Raw genomic sequence first — 25,194 nt, forward strand, 5'->3', positions numbered from 1 at the left:
GGGGCGTATCAGCCGTTATCTCCCACCTAAGAAAAGCAGATATCCCAAATCTATGATTTGGTGATAGTCGCTTTCACAGAGTGTGATGGGAGTATTACGGATGGTTGCCATCGGATAAATTAGGTGATAGTTGATGAGCAAATATAAGAGTTGATAAATATTTTATAGAGAAGATAAAGAAGTCCCTAGTATATTATTTTATACTTTAAATAATATACTAGGGACTTCTTTAGATTTTATGGAAGTTTTATTTAGTAACCATATAAAAGCAAAATTTTAAAATACCTAAAAAGTATATTAATAGAAATATGGAAAACACTATATTAAAAATAGTTTTGTCTTTAGTTTTAGCATACATAGGTTTTACTATAAAATGTATTATAAGAAGTAATATTAGAAAAGGAACCAAAACTACTTTTAATATATTTAACTTATCTACTAGTATTAAACTTCTATTAGGTAACTTCATTGTCCTTAAAGTATAAACTGTAACTACACCTAGTATTATACCATTTATACATAATATGTCGTTTTTATATACTTTTCCAGTCAACTGTTCAAGCATAAAATACACTATTATATAAATCATCTCTAAGCATATAAAAACTACTTGCAAATCTTTGCTATTAAAACTTATTATCATACTGATTAAAGTTATAATTATAAAGAATATTATATTAAAATGTTTCTTTATATAGTCATAAATAATTATTATACTTCCTTTAAATTATTTTCTATTATCTAGGAACCATTGTAAATATCTGATAGTTAGTTAATTAGATAGCACTCTAGATATCTCAGGTTGTTGATAAACATATTTTATTCTTTGTTTTTATTAATGTTAATAGTTATAGCTATTCCTGTTAAGCCTATAATTATTGATAAAGGTAGTGCTTTTGCCATATGAACTTCAGGAATATAGCCTTGTAGATAAATGTTAATAAAAGAAATAATTGATACTATAAATATGATGATTAAAAAATAATTAAAAATATCTTGATTTGATCTTTTTCTGTTTTTCATTTTATACCAACTCCCTAAAATCCATTGATTTAAGTTCAATTGATTTTTTAATTGTAACTTATTTGATTCTGTTTTAGGTATAAAGTAACCTAATAAAACCTTTCGTTGTCCATTTTTTATAATTTCTTGTTACACTATAAGTCTGAGTAAGTTCAACTTTATCATTACTTTTAACTTGTACAAATGAAGTCTGTGGAGTAATGATTGCAACACTTAATAACAATGTTAAAATAGTGATTTTGTTCATAATATAAATCTCTCATTTGTATAATTATAAATTTTGTTCAGTTAAAGTCCTTACATTTCCAATAATACACTCATTTAATTGGCAAAAATATCCTATATACTAATTTTAACAAAAATAAGGAATTTGGGGAAGGTAAAATATGGATAAGATCTTTTATTGGACAGAATGAGAAAAATCACCCAATCAATAAATATTTAATATTTATTGATTGGGTGATTTTTGTTATTTATTTATAATTAATATTGATATTAACTATATTAGCATCATAATTTGTTTAAATGTTTATTATTTTAATTTTTTAATGTAGTTCCTTTTTCGTCTTGAGTTATTAATCCTCTTTTCATAAGTCCACCTAAAGCATTTTTGAAGTTGTTTTTACTTACGCCAAAGGCTTTTGATATATCATCAGGAGAAGACTTATCATTAAAAGTCATAAACCCATCATGAGATTTTAAATATTCTAATATAGTGTCTTGAAGTTCAGTTCTTTCTTCCTTGGCACGTTTTCTTGGGGTAAGGCCTAATTTCCCATCTTCATAAATTTTTATTACGTTTAAATCTAATATATCACCAGCATTTATTTCAGTGAAGTATTCATGTCTTAAAATTACACCTTGATATAAATTATCTACAGCTACCATAACACTTTGGTTAGTTTGAAAACCATAAACGGTACCTTTAACAGTATCGCCTACTTTGTATGGAGATTCAGCTTGTAAATATTTATCTATATCTGTAGTAGCAGCTATTCTTTTAGTCTTATCTAGGTATATATAAAATAAATAATTCTTATCAGTTTGTAGTCCGTAAAGTTTTTCTTTAAGTGGAACTAGAATATCTTTTTCTAAGCCAATATCAATAAAACTTCCAATTTGGGTATTAGCAACAACTTTTAAATAAGCAATTTCGCCTACCTGGGCTAAAGGTTTTTTTAATGTAGCAATAACTCTATCCTTTGAATCTGTATAGATGAAGGCATCAACCTCATCATCTATGTTAAGTTCCATATTAAGAGCATTACCATTTGGAAGCAGTATATCATCTGAAGTTTTCCCAGTACCTGCATCTAAGAAGTAGCCAAAGTCAGGTCTTCTTACAATTTTTAATTTGTTGAAATTTCCTATGTTTATCAAGTTTATTACCTCGCTTTATATTTATATGTATATATTTTTTTCTTTCTTTATTTTATTTATTCTCTAAAGGAATCCATGATTTTTCCCTTGAATATCTTCTTAGGTTTTACAATTATATTAAGGTTTTTTTCATATTTTTTAATTAAGGATAATTCCACTGGAGAAATTATAGATATTGATGTACCAAAGTCTCCAGCTCTTCCTGTTCTTCCTGATCTATGTAGGTATTCCTTTGGATCCGATGGTAAGTTTAAATTAAATATGTGAGTTACATCTTTTACATCTAGACCTCTAGCAGCTATGTCAGAGGATACTAAAAGTTGAACTTTTCCACTTCTAAAGCCCTCTAATGCTTTTTTTCTATCTTCCTTTGATGTGTTACTATAAATTCCTTCAGCATTTATGTGATGATACTTAAGTCTTACAGTAGCTAAATCAACTTCTTCACTTCTATTTAAAAATACAATGGCTCTTTTTGGGTTGATTGAAGCCACGAGTTTTCGTAAAGTTTCAATTTTTTCTCTTGGGTCTGAAACAAAGTACATATGCTCAATATTTTCATTAACTGTATCAATGTCCTCAATTTTTATTACTTCAGGTTCCTTCATAATTTCTTTTGTTATATTTAATGTTTCTTCATGAATTGTTGCTGAAAAAGCCATAAGCTGTCTATCTCTTAGTGTGGTTTTAATTATATTTTTTACAATAGATAGTTTATCCTTAGCAAGTAGGTTATCTGCTTCATCTAATACAATTGTTTTAATTGTATGAGCCTTTATCTTTTTTTGAGATATAAGTTCTAGTACTCTTCCTACAGAACCTACAATTATATGAGGCTTTTCCTTTAACTTTTCTATTTGCCTTTTTGCATTAACTTCACCTATAATTGGGGTTGAAGTGATACCTGCTCCAGAGTTTTCTGATAAAAGTTTTATTTCGCTATCTATTTGCATAACAAGCTCATGGGTTGGAGCAAGAATTAGAGCTTGCATTTCTCTTTTAGAACTATCTATGTTTTGAAATAAAGGTAATAAATAAGCTAAGGTTTTACCGCTGCCGGTTTGGGATTGACCTATTAAATCCTTTTTCTCTAAGGCTAGTGGTATAACCTTTGATTGAATTGGGGTAGGATTTATTATATTTGCCTTTTTTAAGCCCTCTATTAGATTGTTATTTAATCCTAATTTATCAAATGAATCTATCATAATTTCCTCCTGTGCATTAACATAAGTTTATATTCATACTTAGTATATCATTTTTAAGACAAATTATCTCTAAAATATGATAATAAAAGGAAACATCTAGAGTTAAGTGAGAGGTGTTGAATTATAAGAAAATCAAAGACTTTCATAAATCATGCAAGAGGAATATATGAAATTATTATATACCTAATGGCTTAATAGGTTATAATAAGTGATGATAATATATAGAGAGAGGAACAATAATATGAAGAAATTAAATTTTAACGATTTTAATATAAGCAAGGAGATTATTGAAGCATTAAATAAGATGGGATATGAAAATCCATCAGAGGTTCAAGAAAAGGTAATTCCTTTAATACTTGATGGTAAGGATATAATAGTAAAATCACAAACTGGAAGTGGGAAAACTGCAGCCTTTGGAGTACCAATTTGTGAAAAAATAACATGGGAAGAAAATAAACCTCAAGCACTAGTACTTACTCCTACAAGAGAACTTGCAATACAAGTAAAAGAAGATATAAATAACATAGGAAGACTTAAGAGAATAAGAGCTACAGCAGTCTTTGGTAAGCACCCTATGGAAATTCAAAAAAGGGAACTTAAACAAAGAGTACATATAATTGTGGGAACGCCTGGAAGAACCATGGATCATATAGAAAGAGGAAATATAAATTTAGAAGAAATAAAGTATCTTATAATAGATGAAGCAGATGAAATGTTAAATATGGGTTTCATTGATCAAGTAACAGCTATAATAGAAAGAATGCCTAGAAATAGAGTTACAATTTTACTTTCAGCTACCATGCCTGAGAAAATTGAGGCTTTATGCAAAAGTTATATGATAAATCCTATAAACATAGAAATTAATCCTGAAAGTATTACTACAGAAAGAATTGAAGAAGTTTATTATGAAGCTCTTCAAAGTGATAAGCTTCAGCTTTTAAATAAAATTATTTATACTGAAAGACCGGATAGTTCAATTATATTTTGTAGTACAAAGGAAGGCGTAGATAGTTTAGTTAGAGATATGAAAGATAGAGGGTATTCCTGTAAGGCACTTCATGGAGGCATGGAACAAAAGGATAGAATTGATATCATGCAGCAATTTAAAAGAGGTGAGTTTACATTTCTAATAGCTACGGATGTAGCAGCTAGAGGGATTCATGTGGAAGATATTACACATGTTATTAATTACGATACTCCTGTAGAAAAGGAAAGCTATGTTCATAGAATTGGAAGAACAGGACGTGCAGGAAATAAAGGTAAGGCTATAACCTTTGTATCTCCAAGGGAAGAGAGAATGTTAAATATCATAGAGGATTATGTAGGATATAAAATTGAACTAGGGAAAATTCCTTCAGAAGAAGAAGTCCGCGAAGGTAAGAAAATTTTTAGAGAAAAATCAAAATCTACGCCTAAATTAAAAGTTGATAAAAGTGCATCCCTTAATAAAGAAATTACAAAGATATATATTAATGCAGGAAAAAAGAAAAAAATTAGAGCAGGAGACATAGTAGGAACAATTACAAGCATTGAAGGAGTTAGTGCTGAAGATATAGGAATTATAGACGTTCAAGAGAACTTTTCTTATGTAGATATACTTCAAGGAAAAGGGAAAGTTGTACTAAAGGAACTACAAGATAAAACAATTAAGGGTAAAAAAGTTAGAGTTCAAAGAGCGGTTAAGTAAAATATAACGTAAGTTGAATTTATTTAGAAAGATTTAATTATAATTAGAGTTAATGTTGCAAGAGAACATATTGTATCTATATAATAGGGTGTAGAAATAGAATAAATAATTGAGGTGAAAAAGTTTTAATGTTTGACTTAGATGATTGTATTGGAATTATAACTAGTAGAAGTACTAAAGAAATTATTGATGCTTTTAGCAGTAAAGTAGAAGCTTGTGGTATCACAAGAGTTCAATGGATAGCTATTTATTATATAGGAAAAGAAGAAGGGATAACCCAAAAAAAGTTGGGAGAAAAAATGGATCTAAAGGAATCTACTGTTGCCAGATTAGTTGATAGAATGGAGAAAGAAGGAACAGTGGAAAGAATTAAAGATGCTAGTGATAAAAGAATAACTAAATTATATTTAACTAAGCTAGGTAAATACAAGAGAGAAGAAATACTTCCTATAGGTGAAAGTTTTTCAAAAGAAGGAATTGAAGGAATAAGTGAAGAACATTTAAGCATATTTAAAGAGGTTCTAAATAAAATCGTGGATAACACAAAAAAGAATGTTAAATAAGTAACGGTTTTATATAATTAAGTATTGTTTATACCACTGAGAGGTGGTATAATTTATGTAGGAATACTTGCTATGGCAAGTATTAGTGTGTAAAGTAAATGTTTGAAATAAGGGGGAAAATTTATTATGAGTAAGAATCCAAGAGAAATGCTAAATGCCTTTATGGGAGGATTACAAGAAGTAGGAACAACAAACGGAGCAAGTGTAGAAGCGTTCATGAACCTTTTAGGAGCATCTTATACACCAGGAGCTGTAGATGTTAAGACAAAAGAGCTTATAAGTGTAGCAATAGCAGCTTATAGTCGCTGCGAATATTGCATAGTATTTCACGTATTTAAGGCATTAGAAGCAGGTGCTACCAGAGAAGAAATAATGGAAGCTGCCATGGTTGCAGTTGCATTTGGTGGTGGCCCATCAATGGCGTATAGTGTAACTTTACTTAAAGACTCAATAGATGAGTTTGAAAAAGATTTTAAATAATAGGATATTTTAAAAGAATGTAGATATTATATAAATAGTGGCCCTGTAAATCTAGATAATAAGTATAGATTTGCAGGGTCATATGTCTAATACAAACAATTTTTTAGTAAAATCTAGAAGAATAACTTAAAATTTATGTTATAAATTAACAAATATTAAAATAAGGAGAAAAAAATAATGGTAGATTTAAAAATAGAAAAATTAGCTGGACATAGTAAAAAGGGAAAAGTGGGGAAAATAAGTGCAAAAATAGGTGATGAGTTAAAAGAGGGACAGGTTATTTTTCAAGTTGAATGTGATAAGGGAAATGCACAAGTAAAATCAAATTGTGATGGAATATTAAAGGACTTAAAGGTTAAAGAAGGAGACACAGTTAATATAGGAGACATAGTAGCTCATATAGATGGAGTTATAAAGGAAAAAGAAGATAAAAAGGTAAGCTCAGTAAGTGAAATGGAGCAAAGTAAGTCTCAGGGAAATAAAGCTAAATCTTCAAGCTTTGACTATTTTGGAGGGATGTTAAAACCTATAAAAAGGGAAGTAGAATGTGATTTAGCAGTTATAGGGGCAGGTCCTGGAGGTTATGTAGCAGCGATCTATGCAGCAAAACAGGGCTTAAAAACTGTTATTATTGAAAAGGAGGAAGTAGGAGGAACCTGTTTAAATGTAGGATGCATACCAACAAAGGCATTGGTAAGATCCTCTGAAGTATTTGATAATATAAAACATAGTGAGGAATTTGGAATTAAGACAGCAGATGCATTTGTAGACATGGAAAAAGTCATAGAAAGAAAAAATGGAATAGTTAAAAAGCTTACAGGTGGAGTAGATTATTTATTACAGAAAAATTCTATAGAAAAGATCTCAGGAACAGGAGAAATATTAGATAAAAATAAAGTTTTTGTAAAGGGAAAAAGAGAAGAAGTTACTATAAATACGAAAAATATAATTATTGCAACGGGATCAAAAATTGCAAGTATCAATATAGATGGCTTTAATGGAAATAAGGTTATAAATAGTACTGAAGCATTGGATATGAAGGAATTGCCTAAGAGTATGGTAATTATCGGCGGTGGAGTTATTGGAATGGAATTTGCCTTTATATATTCTAACTTGGGAGTAGATATATCAGTAATTGAATATATGCCAAAGGTTCTTTGTACAATGGATGAAGATGTATCTGATGAAATAGTATCCATAGCAAAGGAAAAGGGAATAAAGTTCTTTACATCATCAAAAGTAACAAGTGTTAAGGAAAGCGAAGATGACAGAGCTATTGTGTATTTTGATATGAATGGTAAGGAAAAGCTTATAACTTGTGATAAAGTTTTAGTTGCTATTGGAAGAGAGCCAAATATTGATGGACTAGGAATTGAGAAGATTGGTATAGAATTAAATGAAAATAAAAAGGGAATAAAGGCTGATGATAAATTAAAAACAAATATTGAAAATATTTATGCCATAGGCGATGTAAATAATAAGATAGGACTTGCACATGTAGCATCTCATGGAGCAATTGTGGCTGTGGATAATATATTAGGGAAAAATAGTGAGATGGATTACTCCGCAGTCCCAAGTGTAGTTTATACTACTCCAGAGGTGGCTACGGTAGGTATGACAGAAAAAATGGCAGTGTCTTCAGGAATTCAAATTAAAATTGGTAAGTTCCCATTTATGGCTAATGGAAAGGCTTTAACTCATGGAGAAGAAAAGGGTTTTGTAAAAGTTATTAAAGATAATAATACAAATAAGCTTATCGGAGCTTCTATAGTAGGACCTAATGCTTCAGATTTAATTGGGGTATTAACTTTAGCTATCAAAAATAATATTACAGAAGAGCAGATAAAGGAAACAATAGTTGCTCACCCAACTACGGGAGAAGCTATTCATGAAGCTGTCTTATCCTTAGAAGGTGGTGCGATTCACTTTGATAGCTAAAAGAAGATTAATAGTTTCAGAAAGCTATAGTCCATACTTTAACTTATCCTTAGAAGAATATCTATTTAATAATGTAAATAAGGACGAAATAATACTTTACTTATGGAGAAATGAAAACACAGTAGTTATAGGCAGAAACCAAAACCCATGGAAAGAATGCAATTTAGAAGTTTTATCAAAATTAAGCGGTAAGATAGCTAGAAGACTATCAGGTGGCGGAGCTGTTTATCACGATCTAGGAAATTTGAATTTTACTTTTATAACCTGTGAGGAAAATGAAGATTTAAATAAACAACTTTCAGTAATTATAAAAGCCTTAAATGACTTAAATATAGAAGCAACTTTTTCAGGAAGAAATGATATTTTAGTTAATGGTAAAAAAATATCTGGAAATGCTTTTTATACGGACGAAGGTAGATATTATCATCATGGCACATTACTTTATGAGATAGATGTAGAAAAGGTGGCTAAAATATTAACTCCTTCAGCTCATAAGTTAACGTCAAAGGGAATAGATTCTGTAAAAAGCAGAATTACAAACTTAAAGAATTACAAGGAAGACTTAACAATAAATGATATTAAGGAATCTATAATAAAATCCTATGAGGAACACTATGGACACATAAATAATGTGGATTATGTGGATGAAAAAAAATTAAATCTTAATAACCTTATAGAGAAATATTCAAGTGATGAATGGATTTATGGAAATAGCCCAAGTTTTAATGCAGTTATAGATAAAGTTTTTGATGAAGGTAAAATAGAATTAAATATTTCTTCTGAAGATAACAAGGTAGTTGAATGTAAAATATATACGGACTCTTTATTCACAAGAGAATTTCATATGATTGAGAATATACTCAAAAACTGCAAGTTTAATAAGGATGATATGTTAAAAGCTTTAGAAGAAAATGAATACTTGTTTTCTTCTAAAGGAAAAGTTATACCAGATAGAATTAAGGAGATTATACAGGAAAGTATTCCAAGTATAATTTAAGGAAAATTTCAGAATAAGCATGAATATTTAATGGTTAATATTTAATAGTTATATAAAAACTCTGCCTTGGCAGAGTTTTTATATTCAATGTAAACTATTCAGCAGTAAGTACTAACTAATACTTAACAGCCATCTTGCGCTCAATCCTATCAAGTATGGTAGAAAAAACTGTGCTCATTACCCAATACATTATTGCGATTGCAATGTAAAAAGGCATTACTACAAGATGCTTTGATATTAGCAGTTGAGAGGCTCGTAATAATTCAGTTACTGTAATGGTAGAAACTAAGGAGGTTTCCTTTAGCATACCAATGAATGTATTTCCCATAGGCGCAATTGCTATCCTACTTGCTTGAGGGAGTATTATTCTTTTCATTGCTTGAGAGTAGCTCATTCCTAGGGATACAGCTGCTTCCATTTGTCCCTTAGGAACAGAGAGTATCGCTCCTCTTATGGTTTCAGATAAATATGCACCAATGTTTATGCTTAGTGAAATAAGTGCAGCTGTTAATGGTTCCAGTGATATTCCAAAGTCAGGCAGTCCAAAGTAAATTATAAATATTTGAACTAGCAGTGGTGTACCACGAATTATTGAAACATAGGCCTTTGCAAGCCTAGCAACCAATATATTTCCTCTTAGCCTAGCAATTGCAACGAATACCCCAATGATTAATCCGAAAAACATTGAAATAAGGGTTATAAACATTGTATAATATGCACCTTTTAATAAAAATCCAAACTCATTTATAACTAATTCCATAATGACCTCCTTAATTACTTAAAGTATTACATGTTGGGTTCAACCCCAAACCATTTCATAAATATCGTTTTATAAGTTCCGTCAGCTTTCATATCTTCTAAAGCTTTATCTACAGCAGCTAAAAATTCAGGATTTTCTTTTCGCATAGCCATTCCTGCAAAGTCAGCTTTTATAGCCTCGCCTACAGCTTTAATCTTTAAGTTGTTTTTATCAACAACAGGCTTTATGGCAAAAAGGTTATTAACTGTTGCATCAATTCTTCCAGTATTTAAATCAAGTAATGTAGTTATTACGTCATTGTAAGTTACAATTTTAAATGTACCTACCTTAGGCATTACAACGTCTCTTAAATACTTCTCATCGTTAGTGCCAAGACCTACGCCAATTTTTTTTCCTTTAAAATCATTAACAGATTTAATAGTTGTATTATCATCCTTAACAATTACATTAACTTCATTTTTTATATATGGCTTAGAGAAATCCATTGTCTTTTTTCTTTCATCAGTAATTGCCATTTGGCTTATTACTATATCAAATTTACCTTTTTCAAGGCCGCCAATCATGCTGGACCAATCACTTGTTATAAATTCAGCTTGCACACCAATTCTTTTAGCAACTTCTTTTGCCATATCTGCATCAAATCCGTCAACTTCATTTTTATCATTCATAAAGTTATATGGAGGATATGTGCCCATAAGACCAACCTTCATTTTGCCAGATTTTTTTATTTGATCTAATAATGAAGCTTTAGTTGCCTCTTCTTTTTTTGCTCCGCAGCCAACAAATATAGCTGATGCTATAGCAGCTGTAGCAATTAAGCTTAATATTTTTTTTGATATCTTATTCATTTAAAAATCATCCTTTCGTATTTGCTATTTATTGTTAGTGTATAATATTAATTTTAATATTTTATGTTCCTCAAACTCCGGATTTTGAGAAACAAAAAAACTCCTGCCTCCATTACAGAGGCAGAAGTATACTTCCGCGGTTCCACTCTGTTTATCATGTAAAAAATAAAATACACGATAACTCTTCTTTTAGTATTGGTACAAACATACCTCAATGCTATAACGGGCATTCCCGCTGAAGTCTACTAGGTTTCGATTCAGTGCTCAGAGATGCACTTCAATTACTTTTCACTTAAAATTCCTCACACCAAATGGAATTTCTCTCTGTAAGCTTCTGGTAATTTACTCTTCTCATCATTGCAATTTAAAAGATTAAATATGCTATAAATTATAATTTCAATTTTAAAATCTGTCAATACATGTGAAGAAAAATAGCTACCCCTGGGGTCGTTACATTATATGGTAATTAAGTTCTTTTGCACGTGATGATGAAGCCAAACACTATAAAATGTTGAAAATAGATCGATTTATTCCTGATGGTGTTTCTGTAATTGTAAAATAGTTAAATTGGATAAAAATAAAAACCCCCAGTTAATAGAAACTAATTAATAATATTAATATTAACTGGAAGTTTTTTATATGTAATTATTCTGATTGTTCTTCAAGGGATTCCACAATTTCTAAATTGTTTTCTCTATTGTCTAAGGTATTAAAATTTATGTGATGAACAGTTATATCCTGGTTATTTCCCATAATAAATTTATCTAGGTGGATTCTGCCTTTAGGAGTATTTGCTACAGCATAAGGCTTTTCCTCTACTTTATGAAAAACCCATGGGTATCCATTATTTAATACTCTATATAAATCCTTCTTATCAATTATAGCACGGCCTTTTTCAATACCATTACTATCTCTAAGCACTATCTCAGCAGTTTCATCAAATTCCTTATAATCATTATAGGAATTTTTATTATATATCTCCAAGTTGGATTTTCTGTTATCTAAAGTGTCTCCGTTTAAATGTCTTATAGGAGTTTTAGTAGATACACCTAAAATAAAGGAATGTAAGCTTTCCTTTTGTTTTTCTTCAGGTATGTAATGCATAGCTAAATAACTGTTAAAGTCTTTATGCCACTGAGCAGCCCAGCCACCTCTATCAAGGACTTTTTGCAAATCTTCAGCATCTATCTTAGCATCAATTATTTTGCCATCTTTTTTCACTAATTTTAAGTAGGCAATCTCTCCCTTTATCTCATATTCATTATTTTTAACTTCAAACTTCTTTTTTATGATAAAGCACCTCTTTCTTTTGTTTTACAATAAACTTTAAATCCATCTAGGGATATATTATAACATACTTATGTATAATATATTTGCCAAATTTACAAAGATTTAATCACATCATTAGCACCAGAAGTATTATAGGAATCATTGGCTTGCAATAATTACTCTTAAGATATTAAGCAAAAAACTTTGTGGAATTTTTTAAATATATTGTATTTTAAAATTAGTTAATATATTATATATGTTATACCTTTTATGTCCTTATAAGTATTTTACTATATATGTAAATACTTGTTCTTTATATGCGGGACATTAAATTTGTAAACAAAACATTATAAAATCTAAGGGGGCATATTCATGAAATCTATTATTACTGTTTTAGGGAAAGATAGAACAGGTATCATTGCAGGGGTAAGCAACGCATTAGCCGAAGCTAATGTAAATATTCTAGACATAAGTCAAACGATTCTTCAAGGGTATTTTACTATGATTATGTTAGTTGATCTATCTAATTCATCAAAGTCTTTTAAGGAACTAAAAGATATTTTAGATTTAAAGAGCAAAGAAATGAACCTATCTATTAAAATTCAGCATGAAGATATATTCAATTCAATGCACAATGTATAAGGGTAGGTGTAGATATGATTAATCAAAACAAAATAATTGAAACAATTAAGATGATAGAAAAAGAAAAATTAGATATTAGAACTATAACTATGGGAATTTCTCTAATGGATTGTTGTGATTCTGATGGTAAAAGGGCTCGTCAAAAGATATATGATAAAATTACAAGATATGCTGAAAAGTTAGTTAGTGTAGGAAATGAAATAGAAAGAGAATACGGAATTCCTATTATAAATAAAAGAATATCTGTAACTCCTATATCTTTAATTGCTGGATGCTCTAATGATGAAAACTATGTTGAATTTGCTAAGATTTTAGATAAGGCTGCTTCTACTGTAGGGGTTAACTTTATAGGAGGTTTTTCAGCTCTAGTTCATAAAGGTTATTCTGAAGGAGATAGAAAGTTAATTGCATCTATTCCAGAAGCCTTAAGTGTAACAGAAAAGGTTTGTTCATCTGTTAATATCGCTACAAGTAAAGCAGGAATAAATATGGATGCAGTTAGACAAATGGGGGAAGTCATAAAGAAAACAGCAGAACTTACTAAAGATACAGATGGTCTTGGATGTGCTAAGCTTGTGGTATTTGCAAATGCAGTTGAGGATAATCCGTTTATGGCAGGCGCTTTCCATGGTGTTGGGGAAGCAGAATGTGTAATAAATGTAGGTGTAAGCGGACCTGGTGTTGTAAAGAAAGCTCTTGAATCTGTTAAAGGGGAAAGTTTTGATGTAGTTGCTGAAACTATAAAGAAAACAGCCTTTAAAATTACAAGAATGGGGCAATTAGTTGCAGCAGAAGCGTCCAGAAGACTTAATGTGCCTTTTGGAATAATAGACTTATCCTTAGCGCCTACTCCAGCAGTTGGAGATAGCGTAGCTCATATTTTTGAAGAAATGGGACTTGAAAGAGCTGGTGCTCCAGGTACTACAGCTGCTTTAGCCCTGTTAAATGATGCAGTAAAGAAAGGTGGAGTTATGGCTGCATCTAGGGTCGGAGGTCTTAGTGGCGCTTTTATTCCTGTAAGTGAAGATGCTGGAATGATTGATGCAGTATTAGATGGTGCTTTGAACTTAGAAAAATTAGAGGCTATGACTTGTGTATGCTCTGTAGGTCTTGATATGATTGCAATTCCTGGGGATACTTCAGCTGAGACTATTTCTGCCATTATTGCAGATGAAGCGGCGATAGGAGTTATAAATAATAAAACTACGGCTGTTAGAATAATTCCTGTTCCGGGGAAAGTTGTAGGTGATATGGTGGAGTTTGGAGGACTTTTAGGTAGAGCGCCTGTTATGCCGGTAAGCAAATTTAGTAGCAGCGACTTTATTAAAAGGGGTGGTCAAATTCCAGCTCCGATCCATAGTTTTAAAAACTAGTATATAAAAGATAATCATAAATATGATTATCTTTGGCTGTTGACAAAATATATTTGTCAACAGCCTTTTTATATTTTATATAAAGAAGTAAATGTTTTCTGAATAATTAGATGTTTTTTAGATGCTGACTTAGTATACTTAAATAGGGGAATATTATAAAAGTATTAAAGTGGACGGAGGTATATAAAAATGGGTAAATTTAATGTGGAATATAGCGAAGAAGAAAATCAGTTAATTTTTAATATAATAGAAAAAGTTATGCCACTATTTCATGATTTAATTCCGCTAGATAATACAATATCGATGACTGATAAGGAAAAATTTATATGCTCTATTCCTGGTGAGGAAATTAATCTTGGGGATATAGTAGGAAAGCCTTTTCCAAAGGATAGTACCATACCTAAGGTTTTAAGTTCAGGAAAATCTAAAAGTGGGGAAGTATCAAAAGAAGCTTATGGAGTTCCATTTAAAACCACGGGAATACCTATAAAAAGGAATGATGGTAAAATAATTGGAACAATAAATCTTGCACTTAATTTAAGCAATCAACATACTTTATTCCAATCAACCGAAACCATTGTTTCTTCATCGCAACAGCTTGCTTCCACGTCTGAAGAGATCGCAGCCTCATCACAATTATTATCTGAGAATATCACATATATACAAAGCCTTTCTGAAGGTATTACAGAGCACATTGAAAGTACCAGCAAAATACTGGATTTTGTCAATGGAGTAGCGGCAAATTGTAATCTTTTGGGTTTAAATGCAGCTATAGAGGCGGCAAGAGCTGGAGAGACAGGAAGAGGATTTGCTGTTGTAGCAAAAGAAATTCGCAAGTTAGCTGAAAGTAGTGCAAATTCAGTAAAAGAAATTAAGGAAATACTTAATGTTATTAATAAAGACATGAATAATTTGTCTAATAAAATAAATGAGGTAACAGAATCAATTGTTGTTCAAGCATCTGCTACGGAAGAAATTGCGGCTTCAGCTCAGCAGTTAACAATTTGTGCCCAAGATATTGGAAAAGTTGCAAAAGTGATTTAAAAAAGAACAAGCCGTATACACGAATATATGTATACGGCCTTAAATTTAGAATTTAGCTAATTTTTATAATGATTTAGAAGAATTTTTTACTTCCTAAAGTTTCTTGAACTTCCATTAAAGCTTCTCCAAATCTTTGGAAATGAACTATTTCACGTTCTCTTAAAAATCTGAGAACTTTATTTACGTCTTCATCATCACTTAATGTAATTAACCATTCATAAGTAACACGGGCTTTTTCTTCAGCGGCTAAGTCTTCATGTAAATCTGCCACTGGATTTCCTTTAGCTTGAATATAAGTTGCAGTCCATGGATTTCCAGTTGCATCTGTATAAAATAATGCTTTATCATGGTCGGCAAATTGTCCACCTAAGCCTGCAGCCTTCATTTCTTCAGGAGTAGCATCTCTTAAAAGTTGAAAAACCATTGTAGCTATAATTTCAAGATGTGCCAGTTCCTCAGTTCCAATGTCGTTACAAATTGCCTTGGTGGTTCCAGTAGGCATGGAATATCTTTGATTTAAGTATCTCAAAGCGGCACTTAATTCTCCATCAGGTCCCCCATATTGGGTTATTAAATATTTTGCAAGTTGTATATTTTTGCTTTTAATATTAACAGGACATTGTAACTTTTTTTCATAAATCCACATATTCTTATCCCCTCCTATTCACCTGTTTCCCAAGGCCATGGTTCATTTGCCCACTGCCAGGGATATTTGTTTTGGGAAAAGCCAAAATTCAATAAAGGCCCAAATTCTTTTTCATATAACATTTTTAATTTCATTAATTTGCCTGCATAATAATTAAAATCTGCAAAAGCCTTTTCACAGGTAGGATGGGTATCTAAATATAAATTTAATTCTAATGTAACAAATTCTATTTCTCTGATTTTATCGAGCAAATCTTTTCTGCTTATGCAATCGGACATTGTATTTCCTCCTATTAAAATTACTTAATATATTATTTTAAAACAAAATTAAAGTCTGTGCTTTAATTAAATACGTGTGCCTAGCACTTGCCTTTGCCTTTGTCATAATAAGGGTCATAAAGGTCTGCAAATATTGTCCCAATGCACAAAGCTTTTTTAAATGATACTAAATTACAGTAAGGTTGATCTGGAACATATGCCTGACCAAATCTTGTACATTTAGCTTTAATATTTCCACAAGCTGCTTGGGATTTCTCAAATCTAGCCCTTCCTTTTGATTTACCTTTTGAGCTACATTTTGAGCTACGCATGTCTATTGGAGATTGCATAGGCATAGTTTCTTCGATTCCATCAGTCTCATAAGTTTCGTAATTTTCATCAAAGATATCCATTGACATTGGATCAGGGTCTAAGTAGTACATTATGAATTTCACTCCTTATATATTAACTACACTAATATCCTATTCAAAAATCCCAAAAAGTGTGTAATAGTTTATGCTGGAAAATTTACTGATATTCCATCACACATTAAAAAAATTTTCATATAATATTTTGAAATAAATGTAGGAGAAAATTTTTTATGTGGTGTAATTGTGGTATCTTTGCAAGAAATAGGGCTTCAAAATTATATCCTGTATCTATTAAAACTTTAAATGGAGTAAAGTGGGGATATATAGATAATAAAGGTGATATTATAATTAAACCTCAATATGACTATGCTCAAGATTTCCAAGATAATGGTCTAGCTGTGGTAGAAATTAACGGTAAATCTGGAGTCATAAATGAGTCTAATAATTTTGTTATAGAACCAAAATATGAAACAATTACAGGGTTTTCAGAGGGGCTTGCACAGGTAGTTGACAATGGAGTATTTAAAGTAATAGATGAAGAAGGAAAAGTATTAACTCCAAAAGGATATAGCTATATAGGCAGTTACAGTGAAGGAAGAGCTGTGTTTTATGATAAAAATAGAGAAGGTAAGCTGCTCTACGGATATTTGGATACGAGTGGAGGAGAAGTAATACCACTTAAATATGAATCAGCTAGCAACTTTAAAGAAGGCAAAGCAGTAGTTAAAATTAGAGATAATCAATATGCTATGATTGACCTTAATGGCAATATACTCAAAATTTATAATTATGCCTTTGTAGGAGATTTGGGGGATGGGCTTTTAGCCTTTCAAGAAAGCACAGGAGGGAATTTTGGATATATAGATGAAAGTGGAAAGATTGTCATAGTACCTCAGTATACAGGAGCTCAAGCTTTCAAAGAAGGAAGGGCTGTAGTAAATACTTCTGAAGATTTTAAAAATAAATATGGGCTTATAGACAAGAAAGGGAACTTTATAATAAAGCCAGAGTATAATGATGTAAACTTATTAGGAGAAGGAATGGTAGCTGTAGGGAAGGCCATAGATCCTGAAAAACCTTATATAGGATCAAAATATGCAATTGCAGATATTAATGGTAAATTTCTTACGGAATTCATATATAATAATGTTTCGGAGTATAAAAATGGGTTAGCTTCTGCAAGTGATGATAAAAGTACATTTTTTATTGATAGGACTGGAAATAGAGTAAAAAGTCTACCCATGTTAAGCGGTGGCGGAACAGTATCTATGGATGAAAATTTAATAAAGGCAAATATAGATTATAGAGTATCTTATCTAGATAAAACAGGAAAGGTTATATGGAAACAAAATACAATAATTCCTTTAAGTGATAAATATAAGATTATAGAAGAAAAATTTAAACCTAATGTAAATTATTTAGTGTATTATCCACAGGTACAGGGCATGGATAACAAGGATGTAGAGAAAGAAGTAAATAAAAAATTGAAGGAGCTGTCTCAAGTTAAGAATATAGGTAGTGATGTTCAGCTTGACTATAACTATACAGGAGATTTTTTGATAGAATTTTTTAAAAAGAACTTGGCTGTTTTAGAACTTAATGATTATCAGTATTATTTTGGAGCCGCACACGGAATGCCTACAAAGCAGTATCCTCACATAAATCTTGTGAATGGAAGATTTTATGAATTAAAGGATTTATTTAAGCCTAATAGTGATTATGTAAAAGTTATTAGTGATATTATAGGGGAACAAATAAAGAATGATGATAAGTATTCTTATTTATTTCCAGGTGCCTATAAGGGAATATCAGCAAATCAGCCATTTTATGTGGATGAAAACAATTTATATATTTATTTTGCTCCCTATGAAATAGCTCCCTTTGCAGCAGGGTTTCCTACTTTTAAAATACCATTTAGTGAAATAATGAATATTATTAATACCCAAGGGGAATTTTGGAGAAGCTTTCACTAGTTTTTAGTATGCAGTTTTGCCACTTGTCAGGTTGCTGGGGCCTGGCAAGTGACTTGAAAATTTTTAAAATAGGTTTTAAAATTAGTATTAAAAACTAATTTAGATAAATACATAAGGAGAGACTAAGATGAATTGGATAGTAAAAAGATTTGATGAACTTACTTCCTATGAACTTTATAGAATTTTACAAGAAAGGATAAATGTTTTTGTAGTGGAGCAAAACTGTCCTTATGAAGAGTGTGATGACAAGGACTTGAAAGCACTGCACCTATATTTGGAGGAAAATGGACATATAGTAGCTTACTGTAGACTTTTATACCCAGGGGTGTCTTATAATGAAGCTGCTATAGGAAGAGTGCTTATAAGTGAAAAATATAGAAGAAAGGGCCTTGCTATAAAAATGCTTAAAAAGGCTATTGAAGTAATTGAAGAAAAAATGGAACAAAAATGCATAAAACTTTCAGCTCAAGTTTATGCAAAAAATTTATATGAGGAACTTGGGTTTAAGGAATGTTCAGAAATCTATAGCGAAGATGGCATTCCACATGTGGAAATGGTTTATGAATCCAATTAACAGGAAATAATATTATCTTGACAAGCTTTATTTTTTGTGAAATAATGGTTAAAAATAGATATCAGTACCTTTAATTCGGTCCAGAGAGACTGACAAGGTTAGCGGAATGTATTATAAATAAAGTTATATTAATAATTTAATGTGTTTTCAAATTATTGATAAGTTAAGTAATTTATAAAACATAAAAAAAGCTTCCTTTCAGCTTCCTGAAAGGAAGCTTTTGTGTTTTATAATTACTCTTTCCTTAATGGTGCTGATATAAAAATTAAGGAGGGTTTTTATGAGTAATAAAAATTATGATAAGGATTTTTCACTTCAAGAGGTATCAAATGAAAGTAAGAAGGGATTTTTGTCCATGTTCGCGGTAATGTTGGGTTTTACATTCTTCTCAGCTAGCATGTGGACAGGGGGATCTCTTGGAATAGGACTAGGATTTAAGGATTTTTTAATAACAGTGTTATTTGGTAACTTAATTTTAGGGGTTTATACAAGTTTACTTGCATATATTGCATCAGATACAGGTCTTTCAACACACTTACTTGCTAGATATTCCTTTGGAGAAAAGGGTTCTTATCTGGTATCATTTTTGCTTGGTATCACTCAAGTAGGGTGGTTTGGAGTAGGGGTTGCTATGTTTGCAATTCCAGTTCATAAGGTAACTGGCATAAACTTGTATTTATTAATTCTTATAGCAGGAATAGCTATGACGTCCACAGCTTATTTAGGAATAAAAGCACTTACAGTATTAAGTATAATAGCAGTACCATCTATAGCACTACTTGGAGGATTTTCAGTAATTAAGGCAGTAGCTACTGTAGGAGGAATTCAAGGGCTTATAAATATTCAGCCAAAAGAAACTCTAGCTATAGGCACGGGACTTACTATGTGTGTAGGCTCTTTTATAAGTGGAGGTACTTTAACACCAGATTTTGCAAGATTTTCACAAAATAAAAAGGTAGGAGTTTTAACTACAGCAGTAGCATTTTTTATAGGAAATTCACTTATGTTCATATTTGGAGCAGTAGGAGCAATGGTTACAGGTCAGTCAGATATATCAGAGGTTATGTTTTTACAAGGTCTTATAATACCAGCTATTATAATACTTGGATTTAACATATGGACAACTAATGACAATGCATTGTATGCCTCAGGTCTTGGCTTTTCAAATATAACTAAAATACCTAAAAGTAAAATTGTAGTGTTTAATGGAATTATAGGAACTTTAGGTGCACTATATATTTACAATAACTTTGTAAGTTGGTTAAATTTACTGGGAATTTTAATACCATCTATAGGTGGAATAATCATTGCAGATTACTTTATAGTTAGGAAAGGTAAATATGGAAGTATTAATGAAAGTAGTTTTAATGCAGTTGATTTATCAGCAATAATCGCATGGGTGGTAGGAGTTTTAGCGGCTAAGTTTTTACCAGGAATAACTTCTATAAATGGAGTACTCGTGGCTTTGATATGTCATGTAGTAATTAAAAAAGTTGTATATAACAAGAATGTAGAAAAGGAAAATATAAAAATAAGTGCTTAATGGAGGAATGCTATGTTAATAAAAAATGCAGTATTACAAGGAAGAGAAGGACATTATGATATATTAATAAAAGATGGAATTATAAATAAAATTCATAAAAACATAGATTTAAAAGATGAAAATATAATAGATGCAAAAGGCGGCCTTGTGATGCCACCGTTCATAGAACCTCATGTGCATTTAGATGCAGCATTAACTGCTGGAGAGCCTAGATGGAATGAAAGTGGAACTTTATTTGAAGGAATTCAGTGCTGGGCAGAGAGAAAGCCATATCTTACAGTCGAAGATGTTAAAGCTAGAGCAAAAAAGGCGATTGAATGGCAAATAGCTAATGGAATTCAATATATAAGAACCCATGTGGATGTTACAGATGAAAAATTAACTGCTCTAAAGGCCTTAATTGAAGTTAAAGATGAACTAAAGGACTATGTTACTCTTCAAATAGTAGCTTTTCCTCAAGAGGGAATACTTTCTTATCCAAATGGATTTGAACTTTTAGAAGAATCCCTAAAACTAGGGGCGGATGTTATAGGGGGAATTCCTCACTTTGAGTTCACGAGAGAATATGGAGTGAAGTCTATAGAAAAGATATTTGAACTTGCAATAAAATACAATAAACTCATAGATGTACATTGTGATGAAATTGATGATGAACAATCTAGGTTTTTAGAAGTGGTGGCAGCTAAAGCCTATGAGTATAATATTGGGCCTAAGGTAACTGCCAGTCATACTACAGCGATGCATTCCTATAATAATGCGTATACCTATAAATTATTTAGGCTTTTAAAGCTATCAGGTATAAATTTTGTTGCAAATCCTTTAGTTAATACTCATCTTCAAGGAAGATTTGATAGTTATCCAAAAAGAAGAGGAATAACGAGAGTAAAGGAGCTAATGGAAGCTGGGCTTAATGTGTGCTTTGGACATGATGATATATTTGATCCATGGTATCCCTTGGGAACAGGAAATATGCTTCAAGTGCTTCACTTAGGACTTCATGTATGCCAAGTAATGGGCTATAATGAAATAAATAATTCATTAGATTTAATAAGTAAAAACAGTGCAAGAACATTAAATATATTAGATGAGTATGGAATTGAGGAAGGAAAACCAGGCAATCTTATAATACTACCAGTAGAAAATGGTTACGAAGCAGTTAGAAGGCAAGTATCAGTTCTTTATTCAATAAGAGGCGGGAAAATAATTTCTAAAACTGTTCCAAATGAGACAATAGTATATATTAATGATAAAGAGAAAATTATAGACTTTAGTAAAAGTGAATAACGCTTTTAGGAGTAGAAATTAAGGTGCTAGGATGCATGAAATTCAGAAAACTTTCATGGTAAGGTTTCATTCAATCCTAGTACCCCGTATTAGTATACAAAACACTTTATTCTAAAATTTCAAGTTACTAGAGATTAGGGACTATTAACTATTCAAGCGACACCGAACTTTTAAAAAACTCAAAGTTTGATCATATCCATTTTTAATTAGCGGGTCTATATATTTATCTATTTTTCTAAAGTCACTGGCCTTTATCTTAGCTCCATAGTCAATGATTAAAATTCTTAATTTATCTTTGTTTCTTACAAAGTTTTCTGGATCTACGTTTATTGGAGCATCAATCACATCTTTTAAAAAACATAGTATACCTGTTTTGCCTTGAGAGGTATAACTATCTAGGTCTTTAATTTTAATTCCTATGGTAGGATAATTAGTGTTATCTGAGTCGAAAATCCATATTGGAAAGTTGCTAAGTAAACCTCCATCTACAATATAACTTATAGAGTTAGAATACTCTAGTTTCGCAGGAGTAAAGTAAAAGGGAATAGAACAGCTCATTCGTACAGCCCTGGCAATACTAAATTCTAAAGGATCAAGTCCATACTCAGGTAAATCATCTGGAAGTATTATCATTTTTCTTTTGGTAATATCTGCAACTATCACTTTTAAGATGCTTTTACCATTTACAATAACGTCTTTGAATTTTGTAATCCCTTTTTTTTTAAGTAAAGTATCCATCCATTGTTCAATTACAGAACCATCATATTTTCCGTTATTCACTAGTAATGAGATAAATCCACCTATAATAGGTATGTTTCCTACCATTGTATTTTTATTAAATAATTTAAAGTCTGTATTGTAAACTATGTCTTTTAGCTCTTTAGAATTGTATCCTGCAACAATTAAAGCAGAGATTATAGCGCCAGCAGAAGTGCCAGCACATCGGAGTATTTTATAATTTTTTTCTTCTAATGCTTTAAGTACTCCAACATAACTTATAGCTTTAACTCCTCCACCTTCAAAAACTAGGTCTGTATTCATAATTCCTCCTAAAAATTCTTTGCATTATATATATTATGAATTTATAAATAAAGTGGGAATAAGAATTGCTTAAGTTTATAAGGATAACTAAGAACCCTTTATTAAAATTTAAATAATATAAAATATAGGTATAATAAGAGGGGTAAGAACATATGGGGGAAAAGAAATGTATTAATGCCAACCAAATCCTTATATTGACTGCTTTTATAAGTATAATAATTGCTGAAAATTTAACTTCTGATGAGCAGGAATTTGTAGGAAACATTTTAACTGTTATAGGTGATAATATTTTACTTATACAATCAATAAATCAGCAAGATGAAGAAGATGATGAAGAAAGTGATGGAAAAGGTTCTAATAACAATGATAATATTAAAGATTTACAAGATCAAATAGACGAATTAAAGGAATATGTTAAATATTTAGAGAGAAGATTTAATGAATAACGCTGTTTATATATTTAAAGAAGAAAGAAAAAATTAAGTCCTTAATTTAAATATTACTAACTTTAAATTAAGGACTTAATATTGATGATTAAAAATTATTTGTAACTGGGAAATGGTTACTGATAATTACCCTATCTTTGAGTCACTTTCAATAAGGGGTTTAAGGTCATCTGTTAAAGAAATACATATTTTATATACATAGTCTGCAATACGTTCTAAGTGAGAGAGTATATCAAGAAATAATATACCAGATTCTACGGAGCAGTCTCCATCATGAAGTCTTTTCATATGGTCAAGCTCAAATTCTTTCGTTAAGGAATCTATAGTATCTTCTATTTTTAAGGTTTCTTTTGCTAAATTTAAATCATGATTTTTTAATGATAAAATAGTATCATCAAACATTTTTGTTACGGTATCTTCAATAACTTTTAATTGATTTTGTGCATTTTCTGTAAACTCAAGATGTTTGTCTTGTGAGCTGCTTATTAAATCTTTTATTTCTATTACATGATCACCAATTCTTTCTACATCATTTATCCTACTTATCATAGTAGGAACTAATAGAGATTGATTGTGAGTTAAAGATTGATGAGATATTTCAACAATGTAAGATGTAACTTCCTTTTGTAGAGTATTTATCTTACCTTCATATTTTTCAATTCTATTCAATGATTTAGTATCGTTATTTTTTATATAACTCATTATATCAGAAACCATTGTTTTTGAAATTTCTGCGCCGCGAGTTATTTCTGAAAGTGTAGCTTTAAAAGCTGCAATAGGGTTAGTAAGAAGCATTTGATTTAGATACATAGCCTTATCTTCATCGCCTTTTTTACTACGAATAACTGTTTCTAAGAACCTAACATAATACTTAGTTATAGGTAGAAATAGTATTGCACTTATAACATTAAATACTGTATGTGAGTTTGCTATTTGAGCACTTATATCTGAACCAGGTTGTATGTAGTTTGTAAAGATTTCTATTAAATTTACAAATGGGTGTAAGAATATAGCACAAATTAAAACACCAAATACGTTATACAAAGTATGGGCCCATGCAGTTCTACGGGCATGTATATTACCAGTAAGACTTGTTAATTGTGCAGTTATACAAGTACCTACATTGTCACCAAGCATTATGGAAACTGATGTAGTTAAGTCTATAAGTCCTGCCTGACCAAGTACCATTACAAGACCAACAGTTGCACTGCTACTATGTACAAGTGCTGTTGCTAACGCACCTAAAAGCATACCTACTATAGGATTAGAAGCATAAGTTTCAAAGAAATAACGAAGAGTAGGACTAGTTTTCATAAAAGGCACGCCAGAATTAAGTATTTTAAGTCCTAAAAACATTAAACCGAAGCCCATTAATGCTTGGCCTACATTTTTAAGAGTTTTATTTTTAGCAAAATAATTTATACCAAATCCTATTCCTAAAACAGGTAAGGCTATATCTGTAAGTTTAAAACTAAAACTAAATGCCATAAGCTGTGCTGTTATAGTTGTACCTATATTAGAGCCATATATAATTCCGATTGCTTGGGGAAGTTTCATAAGTCCAGCGTTTACAAATCCAACAGTTAATACAGTTATAGCTGTACTAGATTGAACTAATGCTGTTAAAAGTATTCCAACTAAAAATGCACTCCATATTCTACCTGTAAGAACAGTAAGTATTTTCTTCATCATATTACCAGAAGCTTTTTCAAGACCTTCACCCATCATGTCTACGCCATACATCAATAATGCAGTTCCGCCAATGAGTCCAAATATGAGTTCTTTCATTTAGTTCCCTCCTATTTTAATATAAAATTAATCACAAACTCCTATATGATATTAAATTAGTG

Annotated in this window: 25 protein-coding genes and 1 other annotated feature; of the genes, 13 read left to right on the forward strand and 12 right to left on the reverse strand. The window is 30.8% G+C overall.

Annotated elements, in window-relative coordinates; all coding sequences use genetic code 11:
- Positions 1-247: 247 nt before the first annotated feature.
- The 4 genes from CRN98_RS06845 to CRN98_RS06860 form a co-directional block, all read right to left on the reverse strand.
- On the reverse strand, positions 248-589 hold the full coding sequence (locus CRN98_RS06845; protein ID WP_179632007.1) for a hypothetical protein: 342 nt from the start codon (positions 587-589) through the stop codon (positions 248-250).
- 230 nt (positions 590-819) lie between these two features.
- Positions 820-1,023, reverse strand: a complete 204-nt coding sequence (locus tag CRN98_RS06850) for a hypothetical protein (RefSeq protein WP_097026684.1) — start codon at positions 1,021-1,023, stop codon at positions 820-822.
- A gap of 537 nt (positions 1,024-1,560) precedes the next feature.
- On the reverse strand, positions 1,561-2,403 hold the full coding sequence (locus CRN98_RS06855) for a CvfB family protein (RefSeq protein ID WP_097026685.1): 843 nt from the start codon (positions 2,401-2,403) through the stop codon (positions 1,561-1,563).
- A 56-nt stretch (positions 2,404-2,459) separates the two neighbouring features.
- Positions 2,460-3,608: a DEAD/DEAH box helicase gene (locus CRN98_RS06860; RefSeq protein ID WP_097026686.1), complete on the reverse strand. Its 1,149-nt coding sequence runs from the start codon at positions 3,606-3,608 to the stop codon at positions 2,460-2,462.
- Positions 3,609-3,849: 241 nt separating this feature from the next.
- Here CRN98_RS06860 and CRN98_RS06865 point away from each other — a divergent pair, with 241 nt between their 5' ends.
- The 5 genes from CRN98_RS06865 (at position 3,850) to lplA (ending at position 9,273) form a co-directional block, all read left to right on the forward strand.
- Positions 3,850-5,295: a DEAD/DEAH box helicase gene (locus CRN98_RS06865; protein ID WP_097026687.1), complete on the forward strand. Its 1,446-nt coding sequence runs from the start codon at positions 3,850-3,852 to the stop codon at positions 5,293-5,295.
- 128 nt (positions 5,296-5,423) lie between these two features.
- Positions 5,424-5,858: a MarR family winged helix-turn-helix transcriptional regulator gene (locus tag CRN98_RS06870; RefSeq protein ID WP_097026688.1), complete on the forward strand. Its 435-nt coding sequence runs from the start codon at positions 5,424-5,426 to the stop codon at positions 5,856-5,858.
- A 126-nt stretch (positions 5,859-5,984) separates the two neighbouring features.
- Positions 5,985-6,338 (forward strand): carboxymuconolactone decarboxylase family protein, encoded by a 354-nt coding sequence (locus CRN98_RS06875; protein ID WP_097026689.1) that lies wholly within the window; start codon positions 5,985-5,987, stop codon positions 6,336-6,338.
- A gap of 177 nt (positions 6,339-6,515) precedes the next feature.
- A complete protein-coding gene (lpdA, locus tag CRN98_RS06880; protein WP_097026690.1) occupies positions 6,516-8,276 on the forward strand; it encodes a dihydrolipoyl dehydrogenase in 1,761 nt (586 codons plus the stop codon).
- Complete coding sequence (gene lplA / locus CRN98_RS06885) at positions 8,266-9,273, forward strand: lipoate--protein ligase (protein ID WP_179632009.1); 1,008 nt, start codon at positions 8,266-8,268, stop codon at positions 9,271-9,273. Before lpdA ends, lplA begins: the two co-directional genes overlap by 11 nt.
- A gap of 115 nt (positions 9,274-9,388) precedes the next feature.
- Here the strand turns inward: lplA and CRN98_RS06890 are convergent, their stop codons facing one another.
- The 3 genes from CRN98_RS06890 to CRN98_RS06900 all read right to left on the reverse strand — a co-directional run bounded on the left by CRN98_RS06890 (position 9,389) and on the right by CRN98_RS06900 (position 12,102).
- Positions 9,389-10,033 (reverse strand): amino acid ABC transporter permease, encoded by a 645-nt coding sequence (locus CRN98_RS06890; protein WP_097026692.1) that lies wholly within the window; start codon positions 10,031-10,033, stop codon positions 9,389-9,391.
- A 26-nt stretch (positions 10,034-10,059) separates the two neighbouring features.
- Complete coding sequence (locus tag CRN98_RS06895; RefSeq protein ID WP_097026693.1) at positions 10,060-10,881, reverse strand: transporter substrate-binding domain-containing protein; 822 nt, start codon at positions 10,879-10,881, stop codon at positions 10,060-10,062.
- Positions 10,882-10,994: 113 nt separating this feature from the next.
- Positions 10,995-11,248: a binding site (T-box leader), on the reverse strand.
- A 278-nt stretch (positions 11,249-11,526) separates the two neighbouring features.
- Entirely contained in the window at positions 11,527-12,102 is a 576-nt protein-coding gene (locus CRN98_RS06900; protein WP_242960855.1) for a hypothetical protein, read from the reverse strand.
- Positions 12,103-12,522: 420 nt separating this feature from the next.
- On the opposite strand from CRN98_RS06900, the gene CRN98_RS06905 reads away from it, so the two are divergent.
- The 3 genes from CRN98_RS06905 to CRN98_RS06915 all read left to right on the forward strand — a co-directional run bounded on the left by CRN98_RS06905 (position 12,523) and on the right by CRN98_RS06915 (position 15,209).
- A complete protein-coding gene (locus tag CRN98_RS06905; protein WP_097026695.1) occupies positions 12,523-12,792 on the forward strand; it encodes an ACT domain-containing protein in 270 nt (89 codons plus the stop codon).
- 17 nt (positions 12,793-12,809) lie between these two features.
- Positions 12,810-14,165 (forward strand): DUF711 family protein, encoded by a 1,356-nt coding sequence (locus CRN98_RS06910; RefSeq protein WP_479723514.1) that lies wholly within the window; start codon positions 12,810-12,812, stop codon positions 14,163-14,165.
- A 189-nt stretch (positions 14,166-14,354) separates the two neighbouring features.
- Positions 14,355-15,209: a methyl-accepting chemotaxis protein gene (locus CRN98_RS06915; protein ID WP_097026697.1), complete on the forward strand. Its 855-nt coding sequence runs from the start codon at positions 14,355-14,357 to the stop codon at positions 15,207-15,209.
- Positions 15,210-15,282: 73 nt separating this feature from the next.
- Here CRN98_RS06915 and CRN98_RS06920 read toward each other — a convergent pair whose 3' ends face one another.
- The 3 genes from CRN98_RS06920 to CRN98_RS06930 form a co-directional block, all read right to left on the reverse strand.
- On the reverse strand, positions 15,283-15,855 hold the full coding sequence (locus CRN98_RS06920; protein ID WP_097026698.1) for a manganese catalase family protein: 573 nt from the start codon (positions 15,853-15,855) through the stop codon (positions 15,283-15,285).
- 14 nt (positions 15,856-15,869) lie between these two features.
- Entirely contained in the window at positions 15,870-16,133 is a 264-nt protein-coding gene (locus CRN98_RS06925) for a spore coat protein CotJB (RefSeq protein ID WP_097026699.1), read from the reverse strand.
- Positions 16,134-16,213: 80 nt separating this feature from the next.
- Positions 16,214-16,531 carry a spore coat associated protein CotJA gene (locus CRN98_RS06930; protein WP_207653579.1) on the reverse strand — a complete coding sequence of 106 codons (318 nt, stop codon included), beginning with the start codon at positions 16,529-16,531 and terminating at the stop codon, positions 16,214-16,216.
- Between the two features lie 182 nt (positions 16,532-16,713).
- On the opposite strand from CRN98_RS06930, the gene CRN98_RS06935 reads away from it, so the two are divergent.
- The 4 genes from CRN98_RS06935 to CRN98_RS06950 all read left to right on the forward strand — a co-directional run bounded on the left by CRN98_RS06935 (position 16,714) and on the right by CRN98_RS06950 (position 21,857).
- Positions 16,714-18,456 (forward strand): WG repeat-containing protein, encoded by a 1,743-nt coding sequence (locus CRN98_RS06935; protein ID WP_097026701.1) that lies wholly within the window; start codon positions 16,714-16,716, stop codon positions 18,454-18,456.
- 127 nt (positions 18,457-18,583) lie between these two features.
- On the forward strand, positions 18,584-19,030 hold the full coding sequence (locus CRN98_RS06940) for a GNAT family N-acetyltransferase (protein ID WP_097026702.1): 447 nt from the start codon (positions 18,584-18,586) through the stop codon (positions 19,028-19,030).
- Between the two features lie 280 nt (positions 19,031-19,310).
- A complete protein-coding gene (codB, locus tag CRN98_RS06945; protein WP_097026703.1) occupies positions 19,311-20,573 on the forward strand; it encodes a cytosine permease in 1,263 nt (420 codons plus the stop codon).
- A 12-nt stretch (positions 20,574-20,585) separates the two neighbouring features.
- The gene (locus CRN98_RS06950) at positions 20,586-21,857 is read left to right on the forward strand and encodes a cytosine deaminase (RefSeq protein ID WP_097026704.1); all 1,272 of its coding nucleotides are present in this window, start codon (positions 20,586-20,588) and stop codon (positions 21,855-21,857) included.
- A gap of 144 nt (positions 21,858-22,001) precedes the next feature.
- Here the strand turns inward: CRN98_RS06950 and CRN98_RS06955 are convergent, their stop codons facing one another.
- Positions 22,002-22,898 (reverse strand): patatin-like phospholipase family protein, encoded by an 897-nt coding sequence (locus CRN98_RS06955; RefSeq protein ID WP_097026705.1) that lies wholly within the window; start codon positions 22,896-22,898, stop codon positions 22,002-22,004.
- 152 nt (positions 22,899-23,050) lie between these two features.
- Here CRN98_RS06955 and CRN98_RS06960 point away from each other — a divergent pair, with 152 nt between their 5' ends.
- On the forward strand, positions 23,051-23,344 hold the full coding sequence (locus tag CRN98_RS06960; protein ID WP_097026706.1) for a hypothetical protein: 294 nt from the start codon (positions 23,051-23,053) through the stop codon (positions 23,342-23,344).
- A gap of 126 nt (positions 23,345-23,470) precedes the next feature.
- On the opposite strand, the gene CRN98_RS06965 is transcribed toward CRN98_RS06960, so the two are convergent.
- Positions 23,471-25,132 carry a Na/Pi cotransporter family protein gene (locus CRN98_RS06965; protein WP_097026707.1) on the reverse strand — a complete coding sequence of 554 codons (1,662 nt, stop codon included), beginning with the start codon at positions 25,130-25,132 and terminating at the stop codon, positions 23,471-23,473.
- Positions 25,133-25,194 lie beyond the last annotated feature (62 nt).

It is taken from the genome of Clostridium peptidivorans, assembly GCF_900205925.1.
GTDB lineage: Bacteria > Bacillota > Clostridia > Clostridiales > Clostridiaceae > Clostridium_AK > Clostridium_AK peptidivorans.